The following is a 12,615-nucleotide window of genomic DNA, read 5'->3' as shown; positions in this document are numbered from 1 at the left end:
CTTCGTGGTCCAGTGGCGCATCTGGCTTAGGGCGGTACTCCACGGTTGCTTCAAAGGCAACAGAGCTGCAAGGCATTCAGCCTTTTCAAGCTGGCGCCCCTCGCTTCCCCTGATCCGTACAACGAGGGGGAATCACGAGCGACATCCTCTTGTTAGTTGGAGTGCCTTCGAGCAAGGAATAGAGTCATGACTCGTGTCACCTTCCAGGAGTGATCCGTACAACCGCTCGGCAAACCTCAAGGTCTGACCCTGCGGCCTAGAAGCCGTATGCAAACTCCCGCAAAGGTGTTTTCTGTACAGCTACTAAACCAATTTGAATGCTTTAAGGGCCACATTGTCGTAGCGCCCTAGTTCAAATCAGGTTCCTGGCACCCAACGATGCCGAATTAATTGTGTCCTTCGTGGCGGCTAACGCTGATAGCGACCGCGTTTTCAACAATGCGGACAGCTTCGCGATGGTGTTTGATCGCACCTGGAAGAGGTTGAGTGATTCCAGCGACGCATCAAACTCGCCGGATGAACGAATCAAAGCTGTGCTCGAAGCGATGGCTGATCATCCATTTGTGATCAGCTCCCCTGAGATGGCGCAACAGGTCGCCATCTTCAGGATTCGCTTACTGGATTTGTCTTAACTCAAGCGGACAACAAATCAATCTGAGGATCATCCACATATTCCATCTCGTCGTCAGAAGACGCCTCGATTGGCATCTCACCGGACGGCAAGACTTCTTCGATGGACTGATCTTCGAACGCTTGATCTTCAGATGGTTGATCGTCGGTGCGCTGGTCTTCAATTCTCTCCTCGTTGACGGCCTCAGACTTGAAAGGCACGACTGTTGAGGGAGTCAAACGGTTACGGAGCGAACGCACTTTCAACTCACTGGCAGACAACAATTCACCAGCCTGCTCAGAGTGCTCGAAATCTGCCTCTGCCTCGAGTTGCTGGCCTTCGACCAACTGCAGACGCTCTTCCAAGTCCAGGACTCGTTCCACTAAAACTTCAACCACTTCGCTAAGACCCAGCAGCTGTAAACAGAGCTGCTGTTCGAACTCGGACCGCAGAGAGGGCTTAGCCACTAGAGACAACCTCGTTTCGAGTACTTCGCTGATGGTATCGATGATGAACCTACTGTCCACGTCCACTGGCGGAACAAGTCACGATGGCGGCCAATACTTCAACGAGTCGCAACGCCTTCTGTCGAACTTGTGTATCACCGAAATGAGGCCCTTGACTGAATAAAGCGTTACCAATCAGTGGAAGGTCTACCTAACCGGCCTAGAGTCTTTACCAAAAGATTAAACCCGACCGATGCCAAGGATAAAGACTGGAATAAAAATAGCCTTAATTACTATATTTGTAATTCTAATAGTATATTATCTACAAAAATATGGGATCGAGCCTCTTAAAGAAGCCGTGCAGAGCATGGGCATTTGGGCTCCAGTCGGAATAGCATTTCTTCGCGGAATTAGCATCGTTTTACCGGCATTACCAAGCTCGGTTTACTCATTACTCGCTGGCTCGTTACTGGGATTTGAAACCGGTTATCTCACAATTATTTTCGCCGATTTCGTGTTTTGCAACGCAGCATTTTTCATTGCCAGAATTTGGGGACGCTCGCCCGTAAGCCGCCTGGTAGGGCACAAGGCTATGGAGCGGATTGATGGATTCAGCCAGAATCAACTGGAGGGAAATTTCTTTTTGATGACAGGTCTATTAATGACTGGCTTGTTTGATTTTCTAAGTTATGCGATTGGCATCAGCCAAACCCGTTGGAGAATTTTTGCGCCTGCCCTTGTAATCAGCATATTAATTAGTGACTCAATCTTAGTCGCCGTTGGTGCCGGGGTTACACAGGGAGCCAGCGTGATGCTGGGCATTGCCTTACTTGCAATGTTTGCCTTGGCAACACTCACAGGCTTACTCAAGAAAAAGTCAGTCGAAACAAACAATTGACGAAGCAACGAAATGATCACCAAGTCAATCAATATGAGACAGTTGAATACATAAGCCGGCTAAGGGCATCGAAGAATCATCTATACAAAAAACAAGATCTTTCAAATTACAAACCTCCCAAACTTTGCTCAGAGAACAAGCACGGAGGCCTTACAAATACCTAGTGCTGACATTCGTCACCCCAACAAATATCAAAAGTTACTTTCTACGCAAGAACGCTGGGCAAGCACATTCTCAGATCGCGACTTCAATCACCGCAAGCCATTGACCCACCGCGATCTGTAATGCGACAAGTTCAAAGGGAAAGCCCCTCGGCACTGGTTAAATGAACGACTTCTGATCAGTGCGGATGAGCTGTCTCGCAGATCCAAGAATCGAGGCACTTCAAGAGCATGCCGATGCCAGCGGAGAGCTGAGTTTCCCAGCAGGTCCTGACTGCTTTCGCATCAACTTGCGGGACGAAAACATTCAGCTCTGGCAGGAAACGTTTGAACAAATCATCAGTCCGGCCAACCTTCTGCTGGCCTGCGCGGACAATGACGGCGATCTCATTGATACAACGCTCACCTGGGTCGTGGGGTCTGCCATCCGTGGCACCACAATCAGCTCAGCAACTGAAGCGAAGCAACTCCTCCATGCCATGGGATCGTCCAGCGAAGTGGCGCAAATCGCGATCGAGCATTGCCCAGGACTAGGGGAAAATCTGGTCTGGGCTTTTTATCTTGAGCGGCATGGTGGGCTCATTGCCACCCCCGTCTCGTCGTTTCAGCTCTAAAAAAAGCCGATGCCGAATGATCCAGTGCTGAAGCAGTTGATCGCATCAGCTCAAGTGTTGGGACTGCAGAACGATCCTTCTCTACCAGCTTCTGATCGCCAGATTCTTCGAATGGCGGATGAAGAGAAGCGCGCCTTATCACCAGCAGAAATCCAACAAATTTGTCAATCCTCGAAGGTTGATGCTCAGCTGATCGAGCAGCTCCAGGGCAAAGCCAATCACTTGGTGCAGCAAGCACGTGAATTCCTTGTGAGAGAGCAGCCGCATCTCGTGCAATCGGGTGGCGCGCTGTTCCCATCGGAACGCGCCGAAGCCTGCTGGAGAGACTGCTGGCAGTTCTTCCGCGTGATCGTTTATGCGATTGCGTGCAAACAAGACCAATTCACAGATCCAGAAGGAATGGGCGCTTTGCTCGCTCTGTATGCCCACGTCGGAGTGCCCATCGAAGGACTCAACATCGCCCTCAAACGGCTAAAAGTCCTTTCCGAGCACGAGGTTTCAGGCGCAATCGAAGCCCAACTTCTTAGCGATTCATTTATGCACCTACTCAAGGAACTCAACAAAACTGCAGTTAAGTACTGATACGAGATTCGTTGAAATTCCGGCAAATAAGACGAAGATCAACACCGAGTATTTTTACCCATCGTCATTTCAATGGCTTTGCCCCTGCAGGCGTATCCCCTCACAACGCAGAACGCACGGGTGAGCAATCTGGCGGGGGATACCAGCACAGTTCGAACGGAGCTAACGGGTTCTTCTGAAGGCGGCGCGGATACTTATCGCTCCAACATCGACTGCTTGATCGAACAGGCCTATCAGCAGATCTTTTTTCACGCGATGCAAAGCGATCGTGAGCCGTTTCTGGAATCACAGCTGAGAAGCGGCAACATCACACTTCGAGATTTCATCCGAGGCCTGCTGCTGTCTGAACGTTTTCAGCAGGGCTATTACCAGTGCAGCTCGAACTACCGGATGGTGGATCAAGTGGTGGGGCGTGTGCTCGGCCGCCCCGTCCATGGCGATGCTGAGCGCTTGGCCTGGTCGATCGTGATTGGGGAGAAAGGATTCACCAACTTTGTGGACACACTCCTCGATAGCGATGAATACATGAGCTGCTTCGGTTACGACCTTGTGCCGCAGCAACGCTCCCGCGTCTTGCCAGGACAATCTCTAGGAGAGACACCGATTTATCAGAGCTTCCCCCGCTACGGAGCCGACTGGCGCGACTCTCTGCAAGAGAGAGCTCCCAGATCTCAGTTTGACGGTATGCAAGGCCAAACATTGCAAGTCTCTGAGCTGTGGGTCAACGGACAACCACCGGCGTGGCTGCTCAAGGTCTGGTTGGGCCTCTTCGTTGTTGGAGGCTTCGAGATCACCAGGGTGCTGCTTACGATCGCGATCTCAATGGTTCGCAGCTGACTCTCTGATGGTTGGAACGGTGGCTCTCAATCTGCGCACCTGGGTTGCACCAGAAACAGTTCGTCCACAACAATTCGAGGGCGAGTGCATCGATGCACGGGGAGCCAACTGGAGCGAACAAGATCTTGGCGAGCAAGACCTTCGCAACGCCAATTTGTGCAGGTGCGACTTACGAGGCAGCAATTTAAGTCGCTGCCAACTGGAGGGAGCAGACCTTCGGCTTGCTCGTTTTGACCATGTCACGACAGTCCCTGAGGGCTTTGATCTGTTGAGAAGTGGGGCAGTCGGCCCAGGCGCGAAGCTCAACGGAGCATTTCTGAACAATGCCGATCTGCGCGGTATTGATCTGCGTGGAGCTGTCTTAATGGGGGCCTACCTCAGCGGTGCCGACCTCAGTGGTGCACTGCTCGATGGTGTCTCTCTCGCTGGATCCGATCTTCGTTTCGCCACTCTTCGTGGCGCGATGTGCCGGGCGACCCGGTTCGGCACGAGCCAACTTGATCTCGCTGATTTCCGTGGTGCTGATCTCCAAGACGCTGCTCTAGACAGCGTTGAATCCATCAAAGGGGCTGATTTCAGCCATTGTTCAGGGCTCAACGAACAATTAACAACTCTGCTGAATCGATCGGCAATGGAACTGGATCACTGGAATCCTCTGACGCGCGGCACAACACGAACAAGCCTCGAATCGCTCCGCAGCCCCCAGAGCTGAACGGCCTCAAAACACTCAACCGAGGCGTTCACCCTAAAAAGGCAGCCAAAGCCCTTGCGATGGCAAGTAATTGATGTGTCACGCAATACTTGGCAACACTTGATTGAGGTTTATAAAGAAGCTGCTCTACATCAGCACTTCTGACTGAGTATTGCCTGGTGCTAACGCGAGAAAATTCATGCCTTTCGGTCCTGCCTCGCTTCTGGGGGTAGAACGCTTCTCCGAAGAGAGTGAAGCGCCACTAGAACTTCTCCCGGGCGATGAAGACTCCAAAAAGGAGCAGATTATTCGCGCTGTTTATAAGCAAGTGCTTGGCAACGCCTATGTGATGGAGAGCGAGCGTCAGCTGGTTGCTGAATCGCAATTCAAGCTTGGTGAGATCAGCGTTCGGGAATTCGTTCGCCGGATCGCCAAGAGTGATTTGTATCGCAGTCGCTTCTTCGAGACATGCGCTCGATACCGCTACATCGAGTTGGCATTCCGTCACCTGATGGGTCGAGCACCCATCGACTTCCAGGAGATGCGCGACCACTCCGAACGGCTTGACGCCAAGGGGTACGACGCTGATATCGACAGCTTTCTTGATTGCGACGACTACCAAAACGCATTCGGAGAATGGATCGTTCCCTACCAACGTGGCTGGAAAACTGAAAGCTGCACCACCCTTCAAGAATTCACCTGGAGTTTCCAACTTCTGCGGGGCAACAGCAGCAGCAGCCTGAAAGGAGATCTCGCCGGCATTAGCAGCAAACTTGGTGGAGCTGCCTATCAAAACCGCCCTCTTGCGGTGATTCCACCGTCCTCCAGCGAAACCTCAGGCTGGAGTTTCCGTCCGTCCCGCAATCTCCAGGATGCTCCGACCCGTCTTGGCGTGGGCGCAGGCGAAGAGGGCATGACCTATCGCGTCGAAGTGACGGGATACAGCGCCAATAATGTGCGCCGCATCTCCCGCTATGTGCGCAGTAACCGCATTTATTACGTGCCTTTCAACAAGCTCTCTGAGCAATTCATTCGGATTCACCGCGAAGGCGGAAAAATCGCAAGCATCACTCCGGTGACCTGATCCTTTCAGGATTTTCTTCAACGACACTTCCTCGAACCATTCCCCCCCTCCCCTGAACCATGGACACAACTCAAGCTTCAAAAGGATTCGGCGCAGAAACAAAATGGAGCAGCCCCGTCAGCTTTGAACGCAAAGGGGTCGGCAAAAAACCTGCTCTCACGATTGGTGAATTCCTCAAGCAATCATGCGATCAACTGGCGATCGGGGTTGGACCTCGCAGTCATGCGGATTGCCCTCACCGCGTCACCTCAGAGTGCTATAGCCCAGATGATTCATCGGCTCTGAATGACGTCATTGCAGCCGCCTATCGGCAGGTATTTGGCAATGCGCATGTGATGGATTTCGAGCGTTGCGCCGAGCTGGAAGCTCAACTGCGTAATGGAGACCTCGATGTCCGTAATTTCATTCGAGGCCTGGCGAAATCAAGCTTTTACAAAAGCCGCTTTTTCTTATCCGTTGCCCCTCAGCGCGGCATTGAACTGAATTTCAAACATCTCCTTGGCCGGGCACCGCACTCCCAAGCAGAGATGTCGGCAAAAATTTCCCTGCAGGCGGAGCACGGGCAAGCAGCTGTCATCGACAGCATCGTCGATTCGGCCGAATACCTCGAGGTGTTTGGTAGCAATGTGGTGCCTTACGCACGGTCTTGGAGCTCCCCGGCGGATCTCTCCACCGCAGCATTCCCAATGCTCGCGGCGATTCAGAAAAGCTTTGCCGGTAGCGACAGTGCCCGTGGCGGAAGCAGCGCTTTAACCACAAGCCTTGGCAGCGGTACCGCTCCTCGAATCAGCGTCCCATCGCAACCATTTGGGATCCGCCCATCTGCAGGCGGCGGCGCTCGCTTCGCAAGCAAAGCCCCTGGTGTCACCAGTGGGAAAGACAATGCACCCATGCGTGGTGACTCCTACGTGTACTTCGGTTTGGGGCAACGAGAGCAGGAAACTTATCAGCGCTGCCCAGGCGATAGCCCAGATCAGCTCGCAGCATTGATTCGCGCGTCGTACAAGCAAGTAATGGGCAACCCCCATCTGATGGAATTTGAGCGCGCCATCTCAGCGGAGAGCAAGTTCATCGATGGTTACCTCAGCACTCGAGAATTTGTCCGTGCGATTGGATTGTCGGCTGAATACAAGCGTCGTTTCTTTGAGACCAACGCCCCTTATCGCTTTATCGAACTGAACTTCAAGCACTTCCTCGGACGCGCGCCAAAGTCTCAGGCTGAAATCAGTGAGCACACAAAAATTCTGGCTGAGGGCGGCTACGACGCAGAAATCGCCAGTTACGTCGACTGCGAGGAATACCAGAGCACCTTCGGGGAAGACACCGTGCCATTCGCACGAATCCTGTCTGAAAATGGCCGCTCTCAAGTGGCTTTCAACCGTCACCTGAAATTGGCTGAAGGCTTCGCTGCTAGCGACACCGTTCAAACCAGTTCGTCCCTCGTAACGTCTGTTGCAACCGGCATGGTTCCTGGAGGCTGGAGCTCCACCACCACAAGGATCAACCGGACTGGCACACAATCTGGTGCGCCTGATCCCACCAAGAAGCGTTTCCGGATTGTGGTGGGTGCTCAAGCAGCCCGAGGACGTCAACGCACTGCAGGAAATACTTATCTGGTATCCGGCAAAGACATGTCGAGCCAGATGAAATACATCCATGCCCGTGGCGGCAAGATTGTTTCTATCACTGAAGTGATGTAACTGAAGCATTGATCTTGCATTTCATTCAATAGCCTCCCCACTGGGTGGGGGGGTGAATCCAACACTCTTCCCTCCACTTTCATCAAACAATGACGGACACCCAAACACTGGTCGCACCTGCTAATACTGACCTCGGCCATGCCGATGAGGTAATTCAGTCGATCTACAAACAAGTCTTTGGCAACCGTCATCTGATGGAGCTTGATGTGAATCAGTCACTCGAAGCCTTGTTTATGAATGGTGATCTCACCGTGCAAGGTTTTGTCACTGCCTTGGCACAGTCAGAAACCTACAGAAAGCTATTTCTTGAGCCAAGCAGTCCTTACCGTTTTGTTGAACTCAACTTCAAACACCTGCTTGGACGTGCACCACATGATCAAGCAGAACTGATGGCGCACGTTCGTTTAATGAACGAACATGGCTACGACGCTGAAATTGCTAGCTACACCTACAGCGATGAATATCTGCAAGTTTTCGGTGTTGATCAAGTACCCCATAACAGATCAACTCAAACCGTTAGCGGTGGCAGAACAATTAATTATCCACGTGCCGCAGCTGTTGACGCTGGCTATGCAGGGTTTGATGGTGCCGCAAAGGGATCCAGGCTTCTAAACAGCCTCTCAACGGGAAGTTCGCCAACCATCATTGATCGCAAGAGCGTCGGAAATGCCAATGCCCTCAGAATCACATGGACGTCCGGGCGTCAAATTGGCGCCAACCGGCGGGCTGTTCAAAACTCGGTGGTGAGCCAAACCTCCATGTCGGCAACGATCCAAAGCATCCTGAAGCAGGGTGGACGGATCTCTTCTATTGCGAAGGCTTAACGAATAGGGCCTTTATCGGCCACACATCAAAGAGATCGGCGATGATTTGGGTCAGGCTTAGCAAGTCGATTCCCAAACGGGTCACGATCTCTCAAGCATTTCGTCAACCGTCCTTTTAATTTTACAAATGCCCATCCTTAGCCACAGCACAGGTCCACAACACAATCAAAGCGAAGCCTTCAATGAGTCTGTGTCATCTGTACCAATGGCGATGTCCATGATGGTGGATTCTTTGGTGAACATGATGCAAAGCAATTTACCTAATACACAGCACGACAGTCGATCAGCTCTCCATCAAGATGAATATTGAGCAATTTGTTGCTCAAAGCTTGGGCGAATGGCGATCAATGAGATCTGGCCATTCATTGGCTTTTCAACAATTCGAAGATGTTCTCAGCGAGATCACCATTACGCAACTCGATACGGATAACAAGGAAATCAAAGAGGCAATAAAAAATTCTTCTCAGCCAGACGACAGCGCTTATACTTCTCCATTTAAAATGGAATGGAATGCAGAAAGTGATTGGGAACCAGATGATCCAACAGCTGTATCCTCAGGCTCGTGCATCATCATTCCGATCCCTAAAGATCAAACATCAGGACATCTTCTAAGAAGCGTAGGGTATGCAGAATCTTTCCCTGCAGAGTCCAGCTATCGATTCCTCAATGATGGAACGTTTATTTTAGAAACTAATTATGAGCAATCCATCGCTCAAGAAAGGATTTGGTTCGTATCCGAGCATGTTCGCTGTCGCTCTTCCGTCTTAAAGACATCCGAGGGATCTGGAATCCTCCAATCATCTTTCGCATCAGAAGTTCGAAGAATTAAAGTTTAGAAAGAGGTTAATTCATGGAAATAGAACAGCAGCTGAGATTTGCCAGAACACTCGCAGGAATTTATGACAATTATGAGCAAGCACAAGTCAACCCGAAAGATTTTGCTCGAATCAATATAGTATTTCGTCCATTACCCTGGGAAATCTTTGAGGGACCTGGATTTTATTCTGAGCAATTTTATGATTACGCCAAATGGAACCCTTATCGCCAAGGGATTCATCGACTAAAAATAAAAGACGATACCTTTATTGTTGAAAACTTTGATTTTGCTAATAAGGACCGATTGGCTGGCTCCGGAAGTAATCCTGAATTACTTGAATCGCTTGAACAAACAAGTCTTAAAAGCCGTTGCGGATGCGCAATGCATTTCACAGAAGAAAGCGACGGCAAATATATCGGATCAGTAGAACCCGGAAAAAAATGTTTGGTCCCTAGAAATGGCAGTCTTACTTATTTAGTAAGCGAAGTCGAAGTTGATGCAAACAATTGGATCAGTCGTGATCGTGGCTTTGATCCTGCAACCGATCAACCACAATGGGGTTCTGAGCATGGACCTCTGCGGTTCAAACGGATCGAAAATTTTTCAGAACTCATTTCAACTAGCTGGATAGAACAGAAGGAATCGTGAATGCTTGATCATGGGAAACAAATTAAAGCCTGGATTCGCTCACAGCATTTGATATGCGACGGGACTGATTTTATTTTTGAGACTGTTGATCAAACACAATTAGAAAAATTCGAACTTTGCATTGAATCTATGGGGGGAAAAGTCCGTGCAATCAAAGCTGTTGGCAATTGGCCAATGGGTCCGAATCGATCGTTCAAAATCTTGAGAGCGATAGCCAGTGTTCCGCGCCCAGGCGGAGAAGAGTTCGTGACGTATTGGGCGAAAAAAGGAAACCATCAAACGCGCTACTCGGAAATCAACAGCTAATGTTTATTCATCGAACCATCCCATCCATGTGGGTTTAGAAAAATCGGTGTGCTGACTCCATTTTCTTAGAATTGCCAAGGAATCCACTGCAAAACCATGACGTTCTGCGATTGAAATCACCTCATCTTGATTTAAGGCACTTTTGATTTCATCACGAAGATCGTCATTTGTTCGAGCTAAGGCAATAAAACGCTCAAGGAGTTGATCTTGTTCTAAATCAGACATAAGAACAAATAACTAGTTTGCAAAGATCGCTGGCTTTAGGCACTTCCATCGCCAGCACCATGCATCAGCATAGCCCTCCATACTGTGTGTTGTCGAAATGCCCACGACCAGTGAACTGGGTTCGCAGACAGAATTGATTGCTGAATTGAGTCTGACTGGAGCTCAAAATCCTGATTAAAAAGGGTATTCCACTCACTTTCAGTGAAATCAAAACCTTGGCTTTGCCCAAAAGCAATAATCTGATCATGACTGGACAGTGCCTTAAGACCTGTCGCCAGCTCATGGAATCGGACCACATCATTTAAAAAACAATTTAAAGACTCGATTGACATCAGCAACTCTCTATCCAGATCGCAAAATTAGCCTTCTTACAGATAAGTTGCAAGACCAATGGGCCACCGGTACAACGCAACAAACGCCAAGGTATTGCCTGAGCTGATACACCGGAATCTACGAGAATCTTTGGAGTTCTTGTCGCTTGTTCAAAGGGAATTAATGCTGCTCCTGTGAGTGAAGACTCAACAGATTGAACAACAATACGCAGCCTCTCTAAATCATCAACATCATTCAAATCATCCTGAACCTGAGGATTACCGCACATGGTCTCAACGAAGTGAGACAGGGCTAATTCAGCTTCAGCTCCGACAGGCATCTCATACCAGTTGTTGTGTAGAGATTAACAGACACGACTCTCCCACATTCACCACCTCAAAAAAATGATATGCAACACTGCCTACACCAAGGATCTGTTCTGGCAACAGGGCCTTCCTGCCTGAAGTGCTAATTTTGTTCAGTGCTTCCGGAAATGGTCGTGTCTGAGAGATTTGACATTTTGTTTGAAGGAATGCCAGAAGAAAAAGCATTGCTTTTATTACAGACAAACCCTGACGATCTGCCCAATCCTGTTGACAAATATATGGCAGCAACCAAGCTTGCTGCTTGCCGAAGCGAACGCTCTTTAGAGGGATTAATTGCAGCCGTACAACTCGATCCTGAAAATCTCATCAACAGAATCACACGCAGAAAAGCTCTGGAAGCCCTTGGCCGCAGGAAAGACGAGAAAGCCTTACCAAGCTTATTCAGTGCGCTGCGTTTCGATGACGAACCTTCAGTGATCAACGCACTGGATTCGATCGCGCAGATCGGATCCCCACTCACCGCAGACCAAAGCGATCAACTCCTTGAGGCATTGCAAAGCAGTGACAATCAAAAGCGATCGGCGATCCAAGCTCACACTCGGCTCAAGCTTTCAACGGGGGAACAAGCAATCTCAGCCTTTGAGAACGATGAAAATCCATTGGTCGCTGGAGCAGCCCGGGCCTACACCGCCAAAGTTCTTGGGAAGGTTGAATCCCTTGGGCCACTGGTCAAACAACTCACTGATCCCGTCGCAGGACGACGACGATCAGCTGTGATCGATCTTGGCGATGCTGGAGATGCCAGCTTGCTGGGTCATTTGGTCACTTGCCCAGTCTCTATGCCGTTGAGGGCAAAAAGCGCCTTTCAGCTGGTAGATCCCGAGAAGAGTGGTCAAATCCCTGACGACTACGTGGCCCTCCTGGAGCAACTACTACGAGACGACCCTTCCACGCTCGCTTTACAGAACGATTGGATTTGTGAGGGGCAAACTATAGAGATCGAAAAGAATCTGCAACATCGCGACGAAGGCAAGCAATACGGCGGTGCACTAAGCCTGATCAGGATGCAGAAGCAAGAACAAATTGATGCGATTGAGCAGATTCAGACCAAGCATTGGAGTGATTACGGCGCGAACTACCTCTTGACATCGGTTATTGGACTTCAGAAAGTTCATGAACACAGCCATCTGGTCCGGACAGCACTGGCAGAAACACTGCCGCAGTATGCAAAGTCGAGGGTTGCAGCGGCCTGGGCTTGTCTGAGCCTGAACCTCTCAGACCAAGTCGACTTACTCAGGGAGATCCAGACCGAAAGCAAATGGACACCGCTTAGATGGAGCTGCGAACAGGTACTTCAACAGTTGTCATAAACGCAAATTTCCAATCAAGACAGTACTTCTTGAGCAAAAGCGAGATCATTCCGCTTTTATTCATATTTGATTCAGATTCAACGAATGCAAACTTTCTTGTCTACACATCTGCATTGAGCTGGGAGGCAAGGAACCAGGGTTACTGTCAACCCGATGCGGATTCG

At 50.0% G+C, this 12,615-nt stretch carries 17 protein-coding genes; 13 read left to right on the top strand and 4 right to left on the bottom strand.

Translation table 11 applies throughout. The features are described 5' to 3' along the window. The first annotated feature begins 392 nt into the window (after positions 1-392). Positions 393-632, top strand: a complete 240-nt coding sequence (locus BL107_RS04105; protein WP_009789014.1) for a hypothetical protein — start codon at positions 393-395, stop codon at positions 630-632. A 1-nt stretch (position 633) separates the two neighbouring features. Here the strand turns inward: BL107_RS04105 and BL107_RS04100 are convergent, their stop codons facing one another. Next, positions 634-1,077 carry a hypothetical protein gene (locus tag BL107_RS04100; protein ID WP_156779378.1) on the bottom strand — a complete coding sequence of 148 codons (444 nt, stop codon included), beginning with the start codon at positions 1,075-1,077 and terminating at the stop codon, positions 634-636. Positions 1,078-1,309: 232 nt separating this feature from the next. On the opposite strand from BL107_RS04100, the gene BL107_RS04095 reads away from it, so the two are divergent. The 11 genes from BL107_RS04095 to BL107_RS04050 all read left to right on the top strand — a co-directional run bounded on the left by BL107_RS04095 (position 1,310) and on the right by BL107_RS04050 (position 10,218). Continuing rightward, entirely contained in the window at positions 1,310-1,954 is a 645-nt protein-coding gene (locus BL107_RS04095) for a TVP38/TMEM64 family protein (protein WP_009789012.1), read from the top strand. Positions 1,955-2,303: 349 nt separating this feature from the next. Beyond that, positions 2,304-2,729: a hypothetical protein gene (locus BL107_RS04090; protein ID WP_009789011.1), complete on the top strand. Its 426-nt coding sequence runs from the start codon at positions 2,304-2,306 to the stop codon at positions 2,727-2,729. A gap of 9 nt (positions 2,730-2,738) precedes the next feature. Continuing rightward, a complete protein-coding gene (locus BL107_RS04085) occupies positions 2,739-3,311 on the top strand; it encodes a phycobilisome polypeptide (RefSeq protein ID WP_009789010.1) in 573 nt (190 codons plus the stop codon). A gap of 72 nt (positions 3,312-3,383) precedes the next feature. After that, the gene (locus BL107_RS04080) at positions 3,384-4,148 is read left to right on the top strand and encodes a phycobilisome rod-core linker polypeptide (RefSeq protein ID WP_009789009.1); all 765 of its coding nucleotides are present in this window, start codon (positions 3,384-3,386) and stop codon (positions 4,146-4,148) included. Between the two features lie 7 nt (positions 4,149-4,155). Continuing rightward, positions 4,156-4,860 (top strand): pentapeptide repeat-containing protein, encoded by a 705-nt coding sequence (locus tag BL107_RS04075; RefSeq protein WP_009789008.1) that lies wholly within the window; start codon positions 4,156-4,158, stop codon positions 4,858-4,860. Positions 4,861-5,038: 178 nt separating this feature from the next. Further along, on the top strand, positions 5,039-5,923 hold the full coding sequence (locus BL107_RS04070) for a phycobilisome linker polypeptide (protein WP_009789007.1): 885 nt from the start codon (positions 5,039-5,041) through the stop codon (positions 5,921-5,923). A gap of 59 nt (positions 5,924-5,982) precedes the next feature. Continuing rightward, the gene (locus BL107_RS04065) at positions 5,983-7,623 is read left to right on the top strand and encodes a phycobilisome rod-core linker polypeptide (RefSeq protein ID WP_009789006.1); all 1,641 of its coding nucleotides are present in this window, start codon (positions 5,983-5,985) and stop codon (positions 7,621-7,623) included. Positions 7,624-7,712: 89 nt separating this feature from the next. Next, the gene (locus BL107_RS04060; RefSeq protein ID WP_009789005.1) at positions 7,713-8,447 is read left to right on the top strand and encodes a phycobilisome rod-core linker polypeptide; all 735 of its coding nucleotides are present in this window, start codon (positions 7,713-7,715) and stop codon (positions 8,445-8,447) included. Positions 8,448-8,746: 299 nt separating this feature from the next. Further along, entirely contained in the window at positions 8,747-9,283 is a 537-nt protein-coding gene (locus tag BL107_RS12165) for a phycobiliprotein lyase (protein ID WP_009789004.1), read from the top strand. A 14-nt stretch (positions 9,284-9,297) separates the two neighbouring features. After that, positions 9,298-9,912 (top strand): chromophore lyase CpcT/CpeT, encoded by a 615-nt coding sequence (locus BL107_RS12160; RefSeq protein WP_009789003.1) that lies wholly within the window; start codon positions 9,298-9,300, stop codon positions 9,910-9,912. Continuing rightward, complete coding sequence (locus BL107_RS04050; protein WP_009789002.1) at positions 9,913-10,218, top strand: hypothetical protein; 306 nt, start codon at positions 9,913-9,915, stop codon at positions 10,216-10,218. 3 nt (positions 10,219-10,221) lie between these two features. On the opposite strand, the gene BL107_RS04045 is transcribed toward BL107_RS04050, so the two are convergent. From BL107_RS04045 to BL107_RS12155, 3 genes are read right to left on the bottom strand one after another with little or no spacing between them, the layout of a single operon-like run. Beyond that, complete coding sequence (locus tag BL107_RS04045) at positions 10,222-10,443, bottom strand: Nif11-like leader peptide family natural product precursor (protein ID WP_009789001.1); 222 nt, start codon at positions 10,441-10,443, stop codon at positions 10,222-10,224. Between the two features lie 35 nt (positions 10,444-10,478). Beyond that, positions 10,479-10,775, bottom strand: coding sequence for a Nif11-like leader peptide family natural product precursor (locus BL107_RS04040; RefSeq protein WP_009789000.1), 297 nt, complete (start codon positions 10,773-10,775; stop codon positions 10,479-10,481). After that, positions 10,775-11,095 carry a hypothetical protein gene (locus tag BL107_RS12155; RefSeq protein WP_009788999.1) on the bottom strand — a complete coding sequence of 107 codons (321 nt, stop codon included), beginning with the start codon at positions 11,093-11,095 and terminating at the stop codon, positions 10,775-10,777. The genes BL107_RS04040 and BL107_RS12155 overlap by 1 nt, the downstream gene beginning before the upstream one ends. A 159-nt stretch (positions 11,096-11,254) precedes the next feature. Between BL107_RS12155 and BL107_RS04035 the strand changes: the two genes are divergently transcribed. After that, positions 11,255-12,451 carry a HEAT repeat domain-containing protein gene (locus BL107_RS04035; RefSeq protein ID WP_037988738.1) on the top strand — a complete coding sequence of 399 codons (1,197 nt, stop codon included), beginning with the start codon at positions 11,255-11,257 and terminating at the stop codon, positions 12,449-12,451. Positions 12,452-12,615: the final 164 nt, after the last annotated feature.

The organism is Synechococcus sp. BL107 (genome assembly GCF_000153805.1).
Taxonomy (GTDB): Bacteria; Cyanobacteriota; Cyanobacteriia; order PCC-6307; family Cyanobiaceae; genus Parasynechococcus.
Note: the sequence above shows the minus strand (reverse complement) of the source record. Positions and strands in the feature narration are given on the sequence as shown.

Excerpts from the sequence above, each read along its gene's own strand:
- BL107_RS12160 (WP_009789003.1), top strand. The coding sequence starts at position 9,298 with ATGGAAATAGAACAGCAGCTGAGATTTGCCAGAACACTCGCAGGAATT.
- BL107_RS04080 (WP_009789009.1), top strand. The coding sequence starts at position 3,384 with ATGGCTTTGCCCCTGCAGGCGTATCCCCTCACAACGCAGAACGCACGG.
- BL107_RS04075 (WP_009789008.1), top strand. The coding sequence starts at position 4,156 with ATGGTTGGAACGGTGGCTCTCAATCTGCGCACCTGGGTTGCACCAGAA.
- BL107_RS04095 (WP_009789012.1), top strand. The coding sequence starts at position 1,310 with ATGCCAAGGATAAAGACTGGAATAAAAATAGCCTTAATTACTATATTT.
- BL107_RS12155 (WP_009788999.1), bottom strand. The coding sequence starts at position 11,095 with ATGCCTGTCGGAGCTGAAGCTGAATTAGCCCTGTCTCACTTCGTTGAG.
- BL107_RS04070 (WP_009789007.1), top strand. The coding sequence starts at position 5,039 with ATGCCTTTCGGTCCTGCCTCGCTTCTGGGGGTAGAACGCTTCTCCGAA.
- BL107_RS04045 (WP_009789001.1), bottom strand. The coding sequence starts at position 10,443 with ATGTCTGATTTAGAACAAGATCAACTCCTTGAGCGTTTTATTGCCTTA.
- BL107_RS04040 (WP_009789000.1), bottom strand. The coding sequence starts at position 10,775 with ATGTCAATCGAGTCTTTAAATTGTTTTTTAAATGATGTGGTCCGATTC.
- BL107_RS12165 (WP_009789004.1), top strand. The coding sequence starts at position 8,747 with ATGAATATTGAGCAATTTGTTGCTCAAAGCTTGGGCGAATGGCGATCA.
- BL107_RS04090 (WP_009789011.1), top strand. The coding sequence starts at position 2,304 with ATGAGCTGTCTCGCAGATCCAAGAATCGAGGCACTTCAAGAGCATGCC.
- BL107_RS04050 (WP_009789002.1), top strand. The coding sequence starts at position 9,913 with ATGCTTGATCATGGGAAACAAATTAAAGCCTGGATTCGCTCACAGCAT.
- BL107_RS04060 (WP_009789005.1), top strand. The coding sequence starts at position 7,713 with ATGACGGACACCCAAACACTGGTCGCACCTGCTAATACTGACCTCGGC.
- BL107_RS04085 (WP_009789010.1), top strand. The coding sequence starts at position 2,739 with ATGCCGAATGATCCAGTGCTGAAGCAGTTGATCGCATCAGCTCAAGTG.
- BL107_RS04065 (WP_009789006.1), top strand. The coding sequence starts at position 5,983 with ATGGACACAACTCAAGCTTCAAAAGGATTCGGCGCAGAAACAAAATGG.